Source organism: Sulfitobacter sp. R86518 (genome assembly GCF_042466275.1).
GTDB lineage: Bacteria > Pseudomonadota > Alphaproteobacteria > Rhodobacterales > Rhodobacteraceae > Sulfitobacter > Sulfitobacter pontiacus.
The window spans coordinates 81,138-96,872 of sequence record NZ_JAXHCA010000007.1 but is presented as its reverse complement, the minus strand read 5'-3'; the positions used below and the strand labels follow the sequence as shown (position 1 = coordinate 96,872).

At 55.4% G+C, this 15,735-nt stretch carries 9 protein-coding genes and 5 pseudogenes; 5 read left to right on the top strand and 9 right to left on the bottom strand.

The genetic code is table 11. The features are described from left to right. The first annotated feature begins 4 nt into the window (after positions 1 to 4). Both SJY36_RS17460 and SJY36_RS17455 read left to right on the top strand, forming a co-directional pair. Complete coding sequence (locus SJY36_RS17460; RefSeq protein WP_386176740.1) at positions 5 to 2,005, top strand: type IV secretory system conjugative DNA transfer family protein; 2,001 nt, start codon at positions 5 to 7, stop codon at positions 2,003 to 2,005. Between the two features lie 109 nt (positions 2,006 to 2,114). Next, positions 2,115 to 3,501: pseudogene (locus SJY36_RS17455) on the top strand (IS1182 family transposase). 317 nt (positions 3,502 to 3,818) lie between these two features. Here the strand turns inward: SJY36_RS17455 and SJY36_RS17450 are convergent. Both SJY36_RS17450 and SJY36_RS17445 read right to left on the bottom strand, forming a co-directional pair. Next, complete coding sequence (locus SJY36_RS17450; RefSeq protein WP_386176739.1) at positions 3,819 to 4,697, bottom strand: FUSC family protein; 879 nt, start codon at positions 4,695 to 4,697, stop codon at positions 3,819 to 3,821. A 204-nt stretch (positions 4,698 to 4,901) separates the two neighbouring features. After that, positions 4,902 to 5,948 (bottom strand): HlyD family secretion protein, encoded by a 1,047-nt coding sequence (locus SJY36_RS17445; RefSeq protein WP_386176738.1) that lies wholly within the window; start codon positions 5,946 to 5,948, stop codon positions 4,902 to 4,904. A gap of 286 nt (positions 5,949 to 6,234) precedes the next feature. Here SJY36_RS17445 and SJY36_RS17440 point away from each other — a divergent pair, with 286 nt between their 5' ends. Then, a complete protein-coding gene (locus SJY36_RS17440; RefSeq protein WP_050527171.1) occupies positions 6,235 to 6,771 on the top strand; it encodes a TetR/AcrR family transcriptional regulator in 537 nt (178 codons plus the stop codon). A gap of 354 nt (positions 6,772 to 7,125) precedes the next feature. Here the strand turns inward: SJY36_RS17440 and SJY36_RS17435 are convergent, their stop codons facing one another. The 3 genes and pseudogenes from SJY36_RS17435 to istA all read right to left on the bottom strand — a co-directional run bounded on the left by SJY36_RS17435 (position 7,126) and on the right by istA (position 10,109). Then, positions 7,126 to 7,437 carry a hypothetical protein gene (locus tag SJY36_RS17435; RefSeq protein WP_386176737.1) on the bottom strand — a complete coding sequence of 104 codons (312 nt, stop codon included), beginning with the start codon at positions 7,435 to 7,437 and terminating at the stop codon, positions 7,126 to 7,128. 318 nt (positions 7,438 to 7,755) lie between these two features. Continuing rightward, a complete protein-coding gene (istB, locus tag SJY36_RS17430; protein WP_386176736.1) occupies positions 7,756 to 8,547 on the bottom strand; it encodes an IS21-like element helper ATPase IstB in 792 nt (263 codons plus the stop codon). Continuing rightward, positions 8,537 to 10,109: pseudogene (istA, locus tag SJY36_RS17425) on the bottom strand (IS21 family transposase). Before istA ends, istB begins: the two are co-directional and overlap by 11 nt. A 229-nt stretch (positions 10,110 to 10,338) precedes the next feature. Between istA and SJY36_RS17420 the strand changes: the two are divergent. Continuing rightward, positions 10,339 to 10,752: pseudogene (locus tag SJY36_RS17420) on the top strand (tyrosine-type recombinase/integrase); the annotation flags it as partial. 213 nt (positions 10,753 to 10,965) lie between these two features. On the opposite strand, the gene SJY36_RS17415 reads toward SJY36_RS17420, so the two are convergent. Together SJY36_RS17415 and SJY36_RS17410 are read right to left on the bottom strand one after the other, a co-directional pair. Next, a complete protein-coding gene (locus SJY36_RS17415) occupies positions 10,966 to 11,646 on the bottom strand; it encodes an outer membrane protein (RefSeq protein ID WP_386176735.1) in 681 nt (226 codons plus the stop codon). 503 nt (positions 11,647 to 12,149) lie between these two features. Further along, positions 12,150 to 12,287: pseudogene (locus SJY36_RS17410) on the bottom strand (IS110 family transposase); the annotation flags it as partial. A gap of 99 nt (positions 12,288 to 12,386) precedes the next feature. Between SJY36_RS17410 and SJY36_RS17405 the strand changes: the two are divergent. Then, positions 12,387 to 13,096, top strand: a pseudogene (locus tag SJY36_RS17405) (IS6 family transposase). A gap of 491 nt (positions 13,097 to 13,587) precedes the next feature. Here the strand turns inward: SJY36_RS17405 and SJY36_RS17400 are convergent. Together SJY36_RS17400 and SJY36_RS17395 are read right to left on the bottom strand one after the other, a co-directional pair. Continuing rightward, the gene (locus SJY36_RS17400; RefSeq protein WP_386176734.1) at positions 13,588 to 14,355 is read right to left on the bottom strand and encodes a hypothetical protein; all 768 of its coding nucleotides are present in this window, start codon (positions 14,353 to 14,355) and stop codon (positions 13,588 to 13,590) included. Continuing rightward, positions 14,355 to 15,341: a polysaccharide pyruvyl transferase family protein gene (locus SJY36_RS17395; protein ID WP_386176733.1), complete on the bottom strand. Its 987-nt coding sequence runs from the start codon at positions 15,339 to 15,341 to the stop codon at positions 14,355 to 14,357. Before SJY36_RS17395 ends, SJY36_RS17400 begins: the two co-directional genes overlap by 1 nt. Between the last annotated feature and the right edge of the window lie 394 nt (positions 15,342 to 15,735).

Below are 15,735 nucleotides of genomic sequence, written 5' to 3'. Positions count from 1 at the left end.
CTCCATGGGAAAAGCGCGGATCGCAACCGGCGTCTTGCTGGTGACGCTGGTGACCGGGGCGATGGGCTATACCATCGCCTCGGCGGTGCTGACCTACCAGGATCTTGGCTTCGGGGCCGAGATCGATTTTGCCTATATCGCGCAGAACTATCTGGCGATCCTCGATCGCCGCCCGGAGGACGCGCAACTTATTCACCTGATCATCGGTAGCTTCGCCGCCGCCGGGCTAATGCTGAGCCTCGCCCTCTCAGGGTCCGCCCTGACACGCTTTGGCCAGACCCATTGGCAGAGCGCGCGCGAGATGAAGGCCAACGGGTTCTTCGGGGCGCCCGGCACCGGGTTCATCCTCGGCAAGCTGGGGCCGCCGGGCTCCCGCGCCAATTACATTTGCTCGAAGGTTTTCCCGCATGCGCTGATCGTGGCGCCCACGGGCCGCGGCAAGACCACGGGGTTCGTCATTCCGAACCTGCTGACCTGGCAAGGCTCCGCCGTGACGCTCGATGTGAAGGGCGAGTGCTTCGAGGCCACGGCCCGGCACCGCGCAGCCCAGGGCGACAAGGTCTATCGCTTTGCCCCAACCGATTGGGAGGGCAAGCGCACGCATCGCTACAACCCGCTCCTGCGCATCTTTGAGCTGAAAGATCCCGCGCGCCAGCAGATGGAATTGCAGCTCCTGGCGACGCTCTTCCTGCAGAGTGACAATGACCGGGTGCAGGGCCTCCTCAAGGGCGGGATCGATCTCTTCGTGGCGGCAGGGCTCTTGGCCTTCCAGCGCAAGCGCCCGACCTTAGGAGAAATCTACCGCATCGCGGCCTCCGGCGGGAACAAGCAGAAGGAATACTTCGCGCGCGGCCACGAGGTCGACAACAGAGCGGCCAAGCTGATCTTCACGCGGCTGGCGTCGACCAACAACGATACGCTGACCTCATACGTCTCGCTCCTGATGACCTCGGGGCTCGATCAATGGCAGAACCCGGCCATCGATGAGGCGACGGCAGTCTCGGACTTTGATTTCCGCACGATCCGCAAGAAACCCTTTTCGGTCTATCTCGTGGTCCAGCCTCTGATGGTGAAGCCGCTTGCACCCCTGATCAGGCTGTTCTTTTCCGATCTCCTCTCCGCCATGCAGGAAAAGGACCCCGGGCCGGATGAGCCGTGGCCCGTAATGATCATGCTCGACGAGTTCAATCGCCTCGGCAAGATGCCCATCGTGGTCGAGAGCATCGAGACGCTGCGGACCTATCGTGGTCACCTCGCTGTGGTCACCCAAACCATCCCCGCCCTTGATGAAATCTACGGCGAAAACACCCGCCGCGCCTTGCAGGGGAATGCCGGGGTGAAGCTCTACCTCACGCCCTCTGACGAAAAGACCGTCGAAGAACTGAGCAAGGCGGTTGGCAAGACCACGAAGACCGTTGTCACGCGGTCGCAGTCCATCGGCAAGAACCCGTTTGAAGGGCGCAGCCAATCCACGCGGACCGAGGAAAGTTCGTTGTTGCCCGAAGATGAGGCGCGCCGCTTGCCGCTCGATGAGATCGTCATGGTGATCGATGCGCAGATGCCGGTCCGTGCAAAGCGGATTCAGTATTTTGACGACCGGCTGTTCAAGGCGATCCACGCGGCGCAGACGGGTGAATTGCCGTTTCCAGAGCCGGGGGGAGGGGGATCGCAAGGCACGCTGCCGCTGAGTGTGCGCGCCATGCCGATGACGCCGCCGTCGGATGGGCCAGGGGGAACAGAAGCCGTCGTGGAAAACTCAGCTCAGGCTTCTGGGGATCAACTGTCACGACACACTAGCGGCGTTCCAAAGAAAACCGCGCCTGTCGTTCAAGCCGTCATCGCCGAGGAACAGCGCCAGATGGAGATGGATTTTGGCAGCGGCGTCGTGGATTCTGAAGCTGCGAGCGTAGCTGATGAGGCGCAGATGCGCTCTGCAGTCGATGGCTTGGACGAAATGGAAGCGATGCTGCGAGAGGAGGATGGTGAAAGGCTGGTTGCGCGATAGGGTGGCGGACATCGCCTGTTTGTCGGGGAGGGCGTATTTTGTTGAAAAACTCTTCCTTGATCGAAGCCTAAGTCGCTGATTCAATGGGTCCTGCGGGGCGGGGCTGTTGATGATGGGACCGAAGCAAGAAGCGCAGGCAGCGCTGTTCTACGAGTTCTCCCTGGAGGATCATGTTCCCCAAGACCACCTGCTGCGGTCGATTGATCGGTTCGTCGACCTAAACGGCATCCGAGCCCATTTGGCGGACTTCTACAGCCACACCGGTCGCCCGTCCGTCGATCCCGAACTGCTGATCCGGATGCTGCTGGTGGGGTATTGCTTTGGCATCCGGTCCGAGCGGCGTCTGTGTGAGGAAGTGCATCTGAATCTGGCGTATCGGTGGTTTTGCCGTCTGGATTTGACCAACCGCGTGCCTGACCATTCTACCTTTTCGAAGAACCGGCACGGGCGTTTCAGGGAGAGCAAGTTACTGCGCCATCTGTTTGAGATGACCGTTGCAAGGTGCATCGAAGAAGGTCTGGTCAGTGGCCAGCGCCTGGCAATTGATGCCAGCCTGATTGAGGCGGACGCGAACAAGCAGAACTCAACGCCGAAGGAAGAGTGGGACACGACAACCATCGATCCGACAGATGCACCCCGCGCGGTTCGCGAGTATCTCGAAACGCTGGATGAAGCAGCGTTTGGCGCGGCGAGCGAGGTGCAGCCGAAGTTCACCTCCCATTCTGATCCGGCAAGCCAATGGACGGCGGCACGCAAAGGCCCTGCTTTCTTTAGCTATTCCGATAATTACCTGATCGACACGGATCACGGCGTCATTGTTGATGTCGAAGCAACCCGCTCAATCCGGCAGGCCGAGGTCGGATCAACAAAAACGATGCTGAAGCGTGTGAAGGACAAGTTTGATCTGCATCCCGAACGCCTGATCGCGGACACGGCCTACGGCACGGGGCCAATGTTGGGCTGGCTGGGAGACCGCAAGATCGCGCCGCACATTCCGGTCTTCGACAAGTCCGGACGAAATGATGGGACGTTGACCCGGGCAGACTTTGAATGGGATGCCGAGAACGATCAATACATTTGCCCCGAGGGGCAGGAACTCAAGCAGTTCCGTCGCAATTATTCCGACCCAAACAGAAGGACCGACCGGAAAAGGGACCGCACGATACCGTGCTTTGAAAGAGGTCTGTCAGGTCTGTCCATCCAAGGCCAAATGCTGCCCCAATGCCGATGCGCGCAAGATCAACCGCGAAGAACACGAAGACGCCCGCCAGATTGCCCGCGACATCGCCAAGACCCGTCAGTACGACATCTCGATGAAGTTGCGCAAGAAGGTCGAAATGCTCTTCGCCCACCTCAAGCGCATCCTTGGCCTGGGACGGCTCCGATTACGTGGGCCATGCGGCGCAAACGACGAATTCCTCCTCGCCGCCACCGCCCAGAACCTCCGCAAACTCGCAAAGATCTTTCCTGCACCGCAGCAAACGCGCAAAGCCTGATCAGAAAGGCGCTTGCACCCCGTTCAACGAACTACTTTCTGCGCCAGCAACACGTTGTTTTTCCACAGAATGGGCGGGAAGCTGCCATCTGCTGCAGTACGTGCAAATGGCCGGTTAAGGGCAAATTTCTTTGTGGATTAAATATCGATCCAGAATCCTTCTTCCCGATCTTGAAACTCTGTGTAGCGGTATTGCCGTGTGCCTGATTTCACGCTGCACCATACAGCGGTCTTAAGAGAGTTGCCCAACATTGAAGAGCACGAGATACAAACATAGCGGAAACCCACGAAAATTGAGTAGTAACATCCCCAATCAGACTAAATGTCATATTCACGATTGAACTTCTTGCGTTGGATCGCGGGGTGGGGGCTATAGCCATCTTCATGGGATGCTGGTGCCAAGAGTAGCCAATCCAACACTGCAACCGCGATTGAAGCGCCGAGCGTTCCGATCAAGGTCAAAAACACTCGTTGGACCATTGCGACCTCAGGGTTGCTTGTTGTCAGGGCCGTTGCCACCAAAACCGCAGCAACGGACAGGCCAAACTGGTAGACCGACGCCGACATCCGCCCGCGCATCATCGCAACACCAAAACCCCAGCCGACTGTAAACATCAACACCAGCAAAACCTCGAAATGCGCCGAAAACCCGTATAGTGCCAATACAACCAGCGCGACAATCCCGCCTATCAAAGTAGCCCAACTCCGCTCGGCGGCTTCTGCAAAGGCCTCATCTTGAGTCGGGAAAATTAGTGGAAAGACAGCCGCAATCGCTAGGATCATATCCGAGACTGGCAAAACTGCGTATAGCCAGAAACACAGCCCGGTTAAAACCACAGCACGGATCAAGGCACCACCACCATGATGCCCCGCCGCGGCCCGCGGGGCGTCGACGTGTTTTTCTTTCGTTTTCGCAGGCACCAGCAGGTAAAGCGTGGGAATTGTGACCGCCGCAACACCACAGCCTAGAAGAAAACCGTCGCGAAAAATATTCAACATCACCGGATTTTTCATCCCGACAATCGACATCAGGGAGGCCGCAATCAGCAAGAGCATCCCAAAAGCGCTGCCAGTTCTGCGGGTGAAATAAAAGCCGACAAAATAGAACATGAACATCACCAACAACATCGCAGCGGGCACATGGCGTGTGATGGCAACGATCCCCGCCATCAGCCAGACCACCACCGCAAAAGCCACCGCCCCGCCAATCGCGCGCGCCGGATCAAAGGCCTTGCGCAGCCCCGCAATCAGCCCGATCGGCAAGGCGACACAGATCGGCGCCAAAGTTGGCTGTAGCCAAGCCATTGCCAAAAACCCTGCAACAACCGTCAGCCCGAGCCGAATAGGAAAATTAGGATCGTCAGCAGAGCGAGGGCGGGGAGCTATATACATCTCGGGGCCTTAGTATAATGCGGTGGTCCAGCTGCCGATGCGCTGGAAAAATGCGGCTGTGCGGGTGACAAAATGGGTGCCACCGTCAGGGTGAATGAGAACATTTACCTTCCCCCCCAAACGGGCTTGCCGCGGCCAAGTATGAGTGGTTCCTTCAAGCACAATCCGAACCGGCATTTTGCGCGCTGGCTCAAACCACTGGCTGATTGGGGTGTTGACCGGCAGGCCGCCAACCTCAGAGCGACCGGGATTTATCCCCCAGCCAAGGCTTTCAACATGGCCTTCAAAAATCTGCCCTGGTATCGCATCAAACACCAACGTAACTCGATCATTTGGCTGCACATTAACAAGCTGGTTTTCACGCAAGTCCGCCGTGATCCAGACTGCTTCGCCGTCGATAAAAGTCATGGTCGGCGACCCTGTACCAACAAACTGCCCCAGCCCCAAGTGCACATTGGTCACAACGCCGGGGCCGGGCGCGCGCGCCACTGTGCTTAGCAAGTCATATTCCGCCACTTCCAAAGCGAGTTCGGCGGCGCGAATTTGTGGATTACCCTCGCCGGCGGCTCCAAGCTGTAACCGCGCGCTTTCGGCAGTGGCCTGAGCGGCATGCAGTGCTGCCTCAGCGGCGGCAAGGTTTGCCTGCGCCTGATCACGCGCCGCACCCGAAACGATGCCCCGTTCAAAAAGGGCGGCAGAGCGTTCTGCGCTGGTTCGGGCCGTGTCTGCATTGGCGCGCGCTTGGGCAATCTGGGCCTGGGCCGCCTCGATTTGCGCGCTTGACGCATCAACCCCCTGCACCACCTGTGCCAAAGACGCCTGCGCCCGTTCTACCGCCAATTCAAACGGTCTGGGATCAATGCGAAACATCGCATCCCCCGTGTCCAGAATGGCATTGTCATGTACTTCAATCGCAATAATCCGCCCGGAAACGCGTGGTGCTACTTGCACAACGCTGGCTGAAACGATCCCCCGCGAACTGCCCGGTGCATAATGATCCGAGGCAACAGTCCACGTCACGATCCCCGACAAGAGAACCAAGACTATGGCCAGCACTAGAAAAATCGGTTTCTTGCTTTCGGGTTCTGCAATTTCTGGCCCAGTGTCAGTGGGCATATCCTGCGCTACTGGTTTGCTGGGGTTTGACGGGGGTGGGGAGGTCTCATTTGACATGTCTCAGGCTTTCTAAACGCTCATCGCTCTTGGGCATTGTGCTTTTTCACGGAAATCACGTTGTACTCATTCCTCTCAGCCCAATACGGACAAAAGTGTCCATTTGTCAATTGACAAATGGACACTTTTGTCCGTATCTGCGTTAGAATTATAGGAGCACCCGCGCCCAATGAAACAACGCCCTGATGCGCAAAAAAACCGCGAACGCCTATTGGCCGCCGCTAAGCTTGTATTTTCTGAATTTGGTGTCACGGCTCCGTTGGAACTTGTCCGCGAACGCGCGAATGTCGGCCGCGCCACGCTTTATCGAAACTTCCCAAATCGACAAGCGTTGTTTCTAGCCCTTGTCGATGAGGCTCTTGATGAACTCGACCTTCATTCTGATGACTTTTGGGACCTTCTGGCAGAGGCTGCCGTCAAAGTGGTGGAAAATGAAGTGAGCCACGCCATTTGGGATGCGGCAGATATCGACAGCGACCAATTGGCGATCCGTCACAAAAAGTTGGTCGGGATATTTGAGACACCGCTGGCCATTGCAAAGCAAGACAAGAGCGTCGACCCCGACATTGCCCCCTCTGATATCGTGTTGCTGTTACGTATGATTGGCGGAGCGGTTCACTCTGGCCCAACGACCGAACGCAGGCAAGTGGCGATGCGCGCCGTCGAGCTCCTCCGAAGAGGGATTTCTAGGTTCAGGACCTATTAATCGACTTGATGCTGGGTTGGTGTCATGATTCACGAACCCCAATGATTTGGGGGACAGATGAGCAATCTTTATTGGCTTACAGAAGCGCAGATGGTGCGACTTCGAAAACAGACAGCGCAATGTGAACCAAGAAGGTGTCTAGGAAACTAGGGGCTATTCATATGGACCTTGGTCAACGGCATAAAATCTTAGATGGAATTTGACTACAAAATGGCGGGTTCCAGTCTTGCCCGAAATAGGCTCCAATTCATTTAGGACAACCTGAACAAATTGATTCTATATCAATCACTTAACTTTTCCCTAGGTTCCAATCTTCACCGGACGCCACAAGAGGCATCCCATGCCTCTTTTCCTTTAAAGCAGCCATTCATGCAGCCGTAGCCAACGGGAGCAAAGTCCCACCGCCTTGATTGTTGGGGCAAGCCGCAGCGAAATGTCGTTTTGGATTCCATCCGGCGTTACACGATCCAATGGCAGGTTTGGTGCAAATTGCTGCACCGCTGAAAGTCCTGTGCTGCGTTCGCATGGGAATGCTGCGCGAGCACTCGCTGCGAAGCAAACGGCGGCAAAGTCCGCATTGCCGTCACTGACAAACAACACTATGAACGTCGGCTTTGTCAATTCATCCCCGAAGTGCCACAGCCGTTTTGGGCTGGGACCAGTCATTCCCGTGCCCTATGAGAACGGCAGGTTCGTCCGCACACTGTGAGTTCGACCCCATCCAGATTTTGCACATGCAGCGAATGACCGGTCTGAGGGGCCGCGACGAAGCGACGGTTGTGCATGGCCAAGTCCGGTTAGGGCCGTTCGTGTCGACCGACATGTAGGGCGGAAACCGGACGTTCGCTGCACCTAGACGAATGACTGCTAACGGTGAGCTTCTAAAATAGGGTGTAATTCTCGTCATTGACTGTTGATTGTCACTGAGAACTGACCCAGCATTGTCACCGAGACTTGACCCACCCAGTTGTTATGTTCTTTGCTTTATGATGGCGTCAATGCCGCTTTCTCCTTTCGTGTTTGTTTGGCTGTCGCCGAGCTGGCCTTGAACCGATAGCTGTCATTGCCGGTCTCGAGAATGTGGCAACGATGTGTGAGGCGGTCGAGGAGCGCGGTGGTCATCTTGGCATCATCGAACACGCTGGCCCATTCGCTAAAGCTCAGGTTGGTTGTGATAACGACGCTGGTGCGCTCGTAGAGTTTACTCAGAAGGTGGAACAGCAACGCGCCACCCGAAGCGCTGAACGGCAGATATCCCAGCTCATCCAAGATCACCAAATCAGCTTTCACCAGCACCTCGGCGATCTTTCCTGCCTTGCCTTGGGCCTTTTCCTGCTCCAACGCATTGACCAACTCGACCGTGGAGAAGAAGCGCACACGCTTGCGATGATGCTCGATTGCTTGAATGCCGAGGGCGGTAGCGACATGTGATTTTCCCGTTCCAGGGCCCCCGATCAGCACTACATTCTCAGCCGCCTCCATGAACTCGCATCGGTGAAGTTGGCGGACCAAAGCTTCACGGACTTCGCTGGCACCAAAGTCGAAGCCAGAGATGTCTTTGTATGCCGGAAAGCGTGCTGCCTTCATGTGGTAGGCGATGGAGCGCACCTCACGTTCAGCTATTTCGGCCTTAAGCAGCTGCGACAACATGGGGATCGCTGCATCGAAAGCGGGCGATCCCTGCTCATGCAGGTCCTGCACGGCCTGTGCCATGCCCGGCATCTTCAGGCTGCGCATCATAATGACGATGGCAGCGCCGGCGGGATCATGACGCATGACGTGTTCCTCCTGTAGTGCGTAGCCCGTCATATCGTGCGACATTGGCCTCGGGCTCCTTATTCAAAGAAAGGGCCGCAGGCGGGGTCACATCGGGTTGGTCTACCGGTGCGCCATCCACCAGCCTGTGAAGTAGGTTCAATACATGGGTTTTTGTTGGCACGCCCGCCTCCAGCGCCATTTCCACCGCGCAAAGCACGGCCTGTTCGTCATGGTGGAGCACCAAGGACAGGACGTCGACCATCTCGCGGTCACCGCCTGGCCTACGCAACATATGATCCTGCAGCTTCCGGAACCCTTCTGGCATCTCAACGAAGGGTGCCCCGTTGCGCAGCGCGCCGGGTTTGCGTTGAACCACCGCCAGATAATGGTGCCAGTCATAAATAACGCGCCCTGGCTGACGGTGTGAGCGTTCAATAATGCGCCCATGCGTGCAGACCACATGGCCTTCGGCGACGATGACCAGCCGTTCAGGATAGATGCGGAGACTGACAGGGCGGTTCGCAAAGCTGGCAGGCACTGAGTAGCGATTACGGTCGAATGCTATCAGACAAGTGGGGGATACCCGCTTGCTCTGCTCGACAAAGCCGTCAAACATTTTGGGCAGTGGCATCAGCGCGGCCTTCTCGGCGTCCCAGACATCCGCAATATTGCCAGGCAATCTGCCATGCGGTGTCTCGGTCCACAGAAGATTGCAGCGCTCCTCCAGCCATTCATTCAGCGCATTGAGGTTCGGAAAGGCGGGCATGAGTTGCCAAAGCCGATGGCGGGCGTCGCGCACATTCTTCTCAACCTGACCTTTCTCCCACCCTGCCGCGGGATTGCAGAACTCAGGGTTAAAGACATAATGGCTGGTCATCGCAAGGAACCGTGCGTTTACATCGCGCTTCTTTCCGACGCCAATCCGGTCGACGGCTGTCTTCATGTTGTCATAGACGCCACGCCCCGGAACACCCTCAAACACCCGAAAGCCATGCCAGTGGGCATCGAACAGCATCTCATGCGTTTGCAGCCGATAGGCCCGGACCAGAAATGCGCGGCTGTGTGACAGCTTGATATGGGCGACCTGAAGCTTGAGGCGCTCGCCCCCGACATAGGCCCAGTCCTCGCTCCAATCGAATTGGAACGCCTCGCCTGGCTGAAAGACCAACGGCACGAAAACACCACGGTCAGTCGTATGTTGAGCACGCTGTCGTTCGCCCTTCCAGTTCCGCACGAAGGCCGCGACACGCTCATATGAACCATCAAAACCGAGCTGAACCAGATCCGCATGCATCCACTGGCTGACAGTGCATTGCCAAAGGCAATGTCACGAGAGGCTGCTTGGCCGTTCGCCGTTCCTTCCGTGATTTACGCTGCTCAGACAGCAACCAGCCTGTCAGCTTATCAGCATAAGGGTCCAACTTGCTCGGTCGGTTCAAAATCTGGAACTCGGGCTCAACTATCCCTGTCCGCAGATACTTCTTGATCGTGTTGCGAGACACCCCTGTCCGGCGCGCAATCTCGCGGATGGGCATCTTGTCTCGCAGAGCCCATTTCCGAATAATCCTCAGAAATCCCATGTCTAACACTCCAATAGCTCCCAGCTGATTCAAGCAGGGGCAAGGTTGCACATGGGTCAATTCTCAATGACAATTTCTACAGTTGCCGGGTCAGTTCTCGGTGACAATCAACAGGTTAGCGCGATACGCACCGCATCAGCGCGGAATTCATCTGTGCGTTTCAGTCCCATAGTTAGTCTCCTTTGTTGCAGTAGATGCTATCAAAGGAGCGGCATCAAACCGCGACAGGTCCAAGACAGGCTGGCGAGAGGTCGAGATTGGCCGGGGATCAACTGATCAAACCTGTCCCGTGCACGCTATCGAGCAATGGTTGCACTTTGCACGTATCAACTTTGGCCCGATCTTTGTGCGCACCACGCGTGATGGCACCCGCGCTCTTGATGCGCGCTTGTCCGATAGGCATGTGGCACGGCTGATCAAACAAACAGTTCTTGCTGCTGGCCTACGTAGCGACTTGCCTGATGCAGAGCGTGTGGCCCTTTATTCGGGTCACAGTCTGCGTGCCGGCCTCGCCTCCAGCGCCGAAGTCGACGAGCGTTATGTGCAAAAGCATCTCGGTCATGCCTCAGCCGAGATGACACGGCGCTACCAGCGACGGCGTGACCGGTTTCGGGTTAATATGACCAAGGCAGCTGGGCTTTAAGATGAAAAGTATGCCTTTTTTTAAGGGAGACCATGAAAGCATCCATCCCCAACTGATACGCAGCCAATGTTTCATCACCTAGAGCAAAAGCCTAAAGCCCGTCCGGCTGAAGTCGTTGCGGTGGGAATGCTCAATAGCCACCGGATATAAAAAAAACTGCTACCCAGTTTATCTAGGTAGCAGCTCAAACTTGGGATTTTGGAGGTCTAAAGTTTAGAAGCGGTAGTTCACACCGAACTTGATTTGTTGAAGATCAGCTTCAAGCTGGCCCTCAGTGTTATCAACATCACCAAAGTCTGTGTAGCTATACTCTGCGTACCCGGTCCAGTTTTCGGTGAACATGTATTCACCGCCGAAACCAATAGTTACGCCATCAAGATCCTCGGATACGCTATCTCCACCAAGGGAAACTTCGCCTTCGGCTTGGCTGTAGCCCAACAAACCGTATGCAAGGAAGTTATCTTTCACAAGATAACCACCACGCGCAAAGATGGTCGCCATATCTTGGATTTCGACGTCTACGCCGGAACCTGCCAAAATGCCTTCGCCGTCACCGTCGTATGATCCGAAATTATACTCAGCCCCGAGACCGAACAGCCCGCGGCCGAACTGCCAATCGTAGCCTGCGCGCAGTGCACCGGATACACCGTTGGGCTCGGAGAGATTGTCGCTAAATCCGTTGGTAGTCAAAATCGAAGCCAAGTCATCGTTCGCATCAAGCGAGCCAAAACCGTAGTTAATGTTGCCACCGATGTAGCCACCAGTCCATGTCTGAAAGACAGGCTGCTCAGCGGCAATTACGGGTTGTTCCATCACTGGGGCGACCAGATCACCCGCCAGTACTGGGCTCGAAACGAGCACAGCTAGCGCAGCTCCGTAGATAGAAGTCTTCATTTGGAATTCCTTTAAGGATTATCGTTAACCAGTGTTAATTTTCAGTTTATCGGGCGCTTCGCAAGGACACCTTATGGTTGATTTAATGTATATGCGGCGCATGTGATAATTGTGCATCGCTTGCGTGTGGACCTTTCGCTCTTTCGTGCCGCCCCAAATGCTCGTTTAGGCCACCTTCCGTTCTAATGCGACCGGACCTTTCCAGCCCAGTGTTGAGTGTCGGCGTCGCGGATTGTAAAAACCGTGTGTGGATGCCCTTTCAATGTGAGGTTTTTCAGATTGCTTGGAATAAGTGATTTGTGCAGTCGTGTGTCCGGCCCTTGAATGCGGCTTTCAAACACCGCTGGTCTGTATGATGTCCGTGGATCGGGTCCGAATCGTTGACGCGAACATGTGGCTCTTGGCTTCTGTTTGGTTTTCCCAACCCCGTCTTATGCCCGTTGTTCCTTACTCTCCTTCGCCCTTCTCACATTGCCGGTTTACTCCAGCGCATGGTGCAAAGCTTATGCAGCCAGCGGTGGAATTCGATCGTTCTTTTTTGTGGTTGTTAACGCCCAAACAGTACGGGCAAGTTTGTTTGCTAGTGCAGTCGCCACCAGCATACGAGGCTTGCGAGCCAGCATCTTGGCAAGCCATGACCCAGGTGGAGGACCTTTCCGGATGGACCAACGGATGACGGCCATCACGCCAAAGGGTATTGCCAAGTTGTTTGTCGCGTTTGATTTGGCTTTCTTTCTGTAATGAATATTTCAATTGATATGCCACGCCTAAAGGGCTTCCGTTATCCTCGTGAGGTAATTGCTTACGCGGTCTGGGCGTACCACCGGTTAGCTCTAAGCACGGCGGGTGTTGAAGCCCTGTTGGCTGTCCGGGGTGTGATTGTCAGCCGGGAAACGGTCCGGCTCTGGGTAAATCGTTTTGGTCTACACTTTTCAGATTGCATCCGCCGGGATCGACCACGGCCGAACGACAAGTGGCACTTGGACGAAGTCGTGATCACGATCCGCGGCAAAAAGCACTGGCTATGACGCGGGATCGATGCAAATGGCGACGCGCTCGACATTCTCGTTCAAACGCTCCGAAACGCCAAGGCTGCAAAGCGGTTCTTCAAAGGGCTGGTTACCAAGTTTGGCGAACCCAGGGTCGTCATCACGGACAAGTTGCGCAGCTACATCAAACCGATTAAGTCGCTGGTCCCAGACACTGATCATCTCGCTCACAAAGGCTTAAACAACGCGATCGAGGTGTCGCACCGGTCGACCCGAAAACCGGAGAAAATAATGGGCCGGTCAAATCCCACTGCCAAGCTCAGAGCTTTCTATCCGCGCATGACCGGATCAACCTGATCTTTCGCCCTCGTCGTTACCAAATCACAGCAATTTCATACCGCCACGCCCGCTCAGATGCGTTCAGCTTCTTGGCCGATTACACAGCCGAAATGGCGGCATGATCTACCCTTCTTCAATCCCTCAAAATCTGTAGCGAACAACTTGGCAATACCGGATTGAGACGATCAGAACTATCAAACGCGGCAACATCCATCACAAGCAACCAGGCGTACGAGGGGAGATAAAATTCATCAGTCAGTTGTTTGCCGACGCATGATCCGGGAATCCTACATCGCCCCAACCCGGCCTCACCTAAACAGTGCAACAGTCGCGTTTGATCAGCATGTTTTTCGCGCACCTTGCTTAAATTTTATGGAAAATCCTGCCAATACAGCGCATTCTGCAGAAGAGTTAGCATCGCGTTACAACGTCTAGCTGATACCTCTTTACGGTATCCGTCGATCGGACGGGCTGAACTTTGATGTCGTGCTTGAGGTGCTAATTCGCTCACAGCGATGCGCAAACTATGACACAGGCGCTGAACGACAGTTTATCAGCGCGGATAACGGTAGATCGCAAATGATGCTTTTAATTCGTCAAGAAAAGGCAGCAATCAACGGTCGGCGTAAAGATAACGCCGCACATTAGTGCCAAGAACTACTTTGGCGACATCAGATTCCTTAAGGCGGTGCCGAAGTAGAGTTTTTTCCGATAGCGGCTCGTGGGCCCCTCCTTGATCGACCCATGCACGCGCATCGGCCGCATTTTTTACGGCACCATTGTAGCCCAGAACATAGGCGGTCTCAAAAAAGGTGAACCCGTGCAGGGCGACTTCGGCAGCGGGACTAGCGAGAAAAAAGAGCGATGCGCAAGTGCCGATAGTTGGAGCGCGATCACCCAGATCAGCCCGTAGCTGTCTCATTTCGAGCGGAGGCAGCAATTTGATTGGCGGACCGCCCTCACGCGCAAGAACAGCGCGTTTTTTAAGATATAAATTGCGTAGCCTCGACGTTCGCCAGTGAGGGTAAACAACCAGTTTTACCCCATTTTCGTTCAAATAAGACCCTGGAATAGCACCCGCGCTGCGTTCGCCTGTTTCTCGCAGGTTATGGAACAATATATCGGTCCGGCATCCCATTATTTCGGGATGCCGCTTAGACAATTCAATTCCGTTGTTGAATCTGATCACATAATCATAATCATCCACATTAGTATCGGCCAGATCCTCAAGCACGGTGTCGGCCGGGCCAATGAGGATGATGCGGCGTCCACGGAACGCTTCAGCACTCAAAAGTGAGGGCCCCCGTGGCCACCAGCGCTGCATGGCCAAATGGTCGCGAAAAAGCCGTCGGGCGTAGCGGATTGACCAAACTTGATCCATTAAAAGCCGACTGTTTGGGCGATATGATCAAACATCGCGCTGCGCGCCACAGCGGCGTGATCACGGTACCGATTAAGGGCGGCGCGCTCACTTTCGCTGAACGGCATACCATTGCGCGCACGGTCGGCGAAACCGGGATCGTTGAGATCCTCAGGATTGAGCAGCCGTGCCGTGTCACCAAATACGTCTATCAAAACCGCTTCGATCTTACGCGTATTGGATGGCAGTGCGACGAATGGGGTTTCTGTCAGGATTGCCAGTAGAACGCTGTGAAACCGGCCTGTGACAACCAAACTGCTTTGAGACAGTCGTTCCGCGAAAGCCAATGGACTGCTGCGCGCACGCCAGCGACAAGTCTCAGGGCTGCCGCGCAAAGTCTTGGTCATCCTGTCGCGCATTTTGTCGAGACGTGAGAGACGCGGCTTCATTCGCTCGTGGTACCCATCTACGCAGGACGCAAATCGTTGAAGTGCTTGGGCCGTCTCTTTCAGCACGCTGTCGGTGATCACGATGCCGGACCTAGCAACTGCGCTTGGCGGCGATTTTAGACCCAGCGAAAGGTCAGGGACGACATGTGCCTCAATATTGTGACTTTCCAAATAGGACAAGCTTTCGCTTTCCCGAACATGGATTGTATCAAAAGCGCGCAGCGCATCGAGTGCCGTGTCGTCCAGCGCGCTGACCGAAGCGTTTATCAGGTGCGCAGGTAGCCCCCTATTCTTGGCGTAATGGGCCAAATCAACAAGATCGCGTGTCCGTTTGCGATCAGATGAATGGTAAATCGTGCCCTCGCCATTAACGACGATGATATCGGGTTCCAGCTTGCGCAACAGAGCCGCGTGATCATGCCAATCCACAGCGACTGGCCAAAGATAGGCAGGTTCAATCCCGCGGGCAGACAATTCAGATATCACGGTATGCATGACAGCGGTGCAACCGTAGTGCCCAGTGACTGACGTATCGTTAAAGATTCCAGCGCGCTTCATTACCGTTCGATATTTGACATAGGGATGCTGAAATGTCTAGAGTGCATAAAATCAAGATTCAGCAGAAAGTCTGCTTTCCTTTTGCCGCGCCCCTGCGCTCCTCTCCTATTCAAGGCCGTTCCGAAGTCTATGTTCAATCCTGTCATCCTTGCTCCAAACCTCGAGGGCCGTTTGCTGGGCGTGACCACGACGATTGCAAGGTTTGCACAACTGCCGGTTCGCAAGGCCGCAATTCTATCGACGGGTCCAGATCTGCCAGCAACAGCGCCACACTCTCTGCGTGGCTGGCAGGCGCGACGCAACACCGAGATGGTGTTGGGCCTCACTCTTGCACACCTTAAGCGCAGAAACCTGAAGCGGATTTTCAGGCCTACTTATCAGCGCAAGTGTTCAG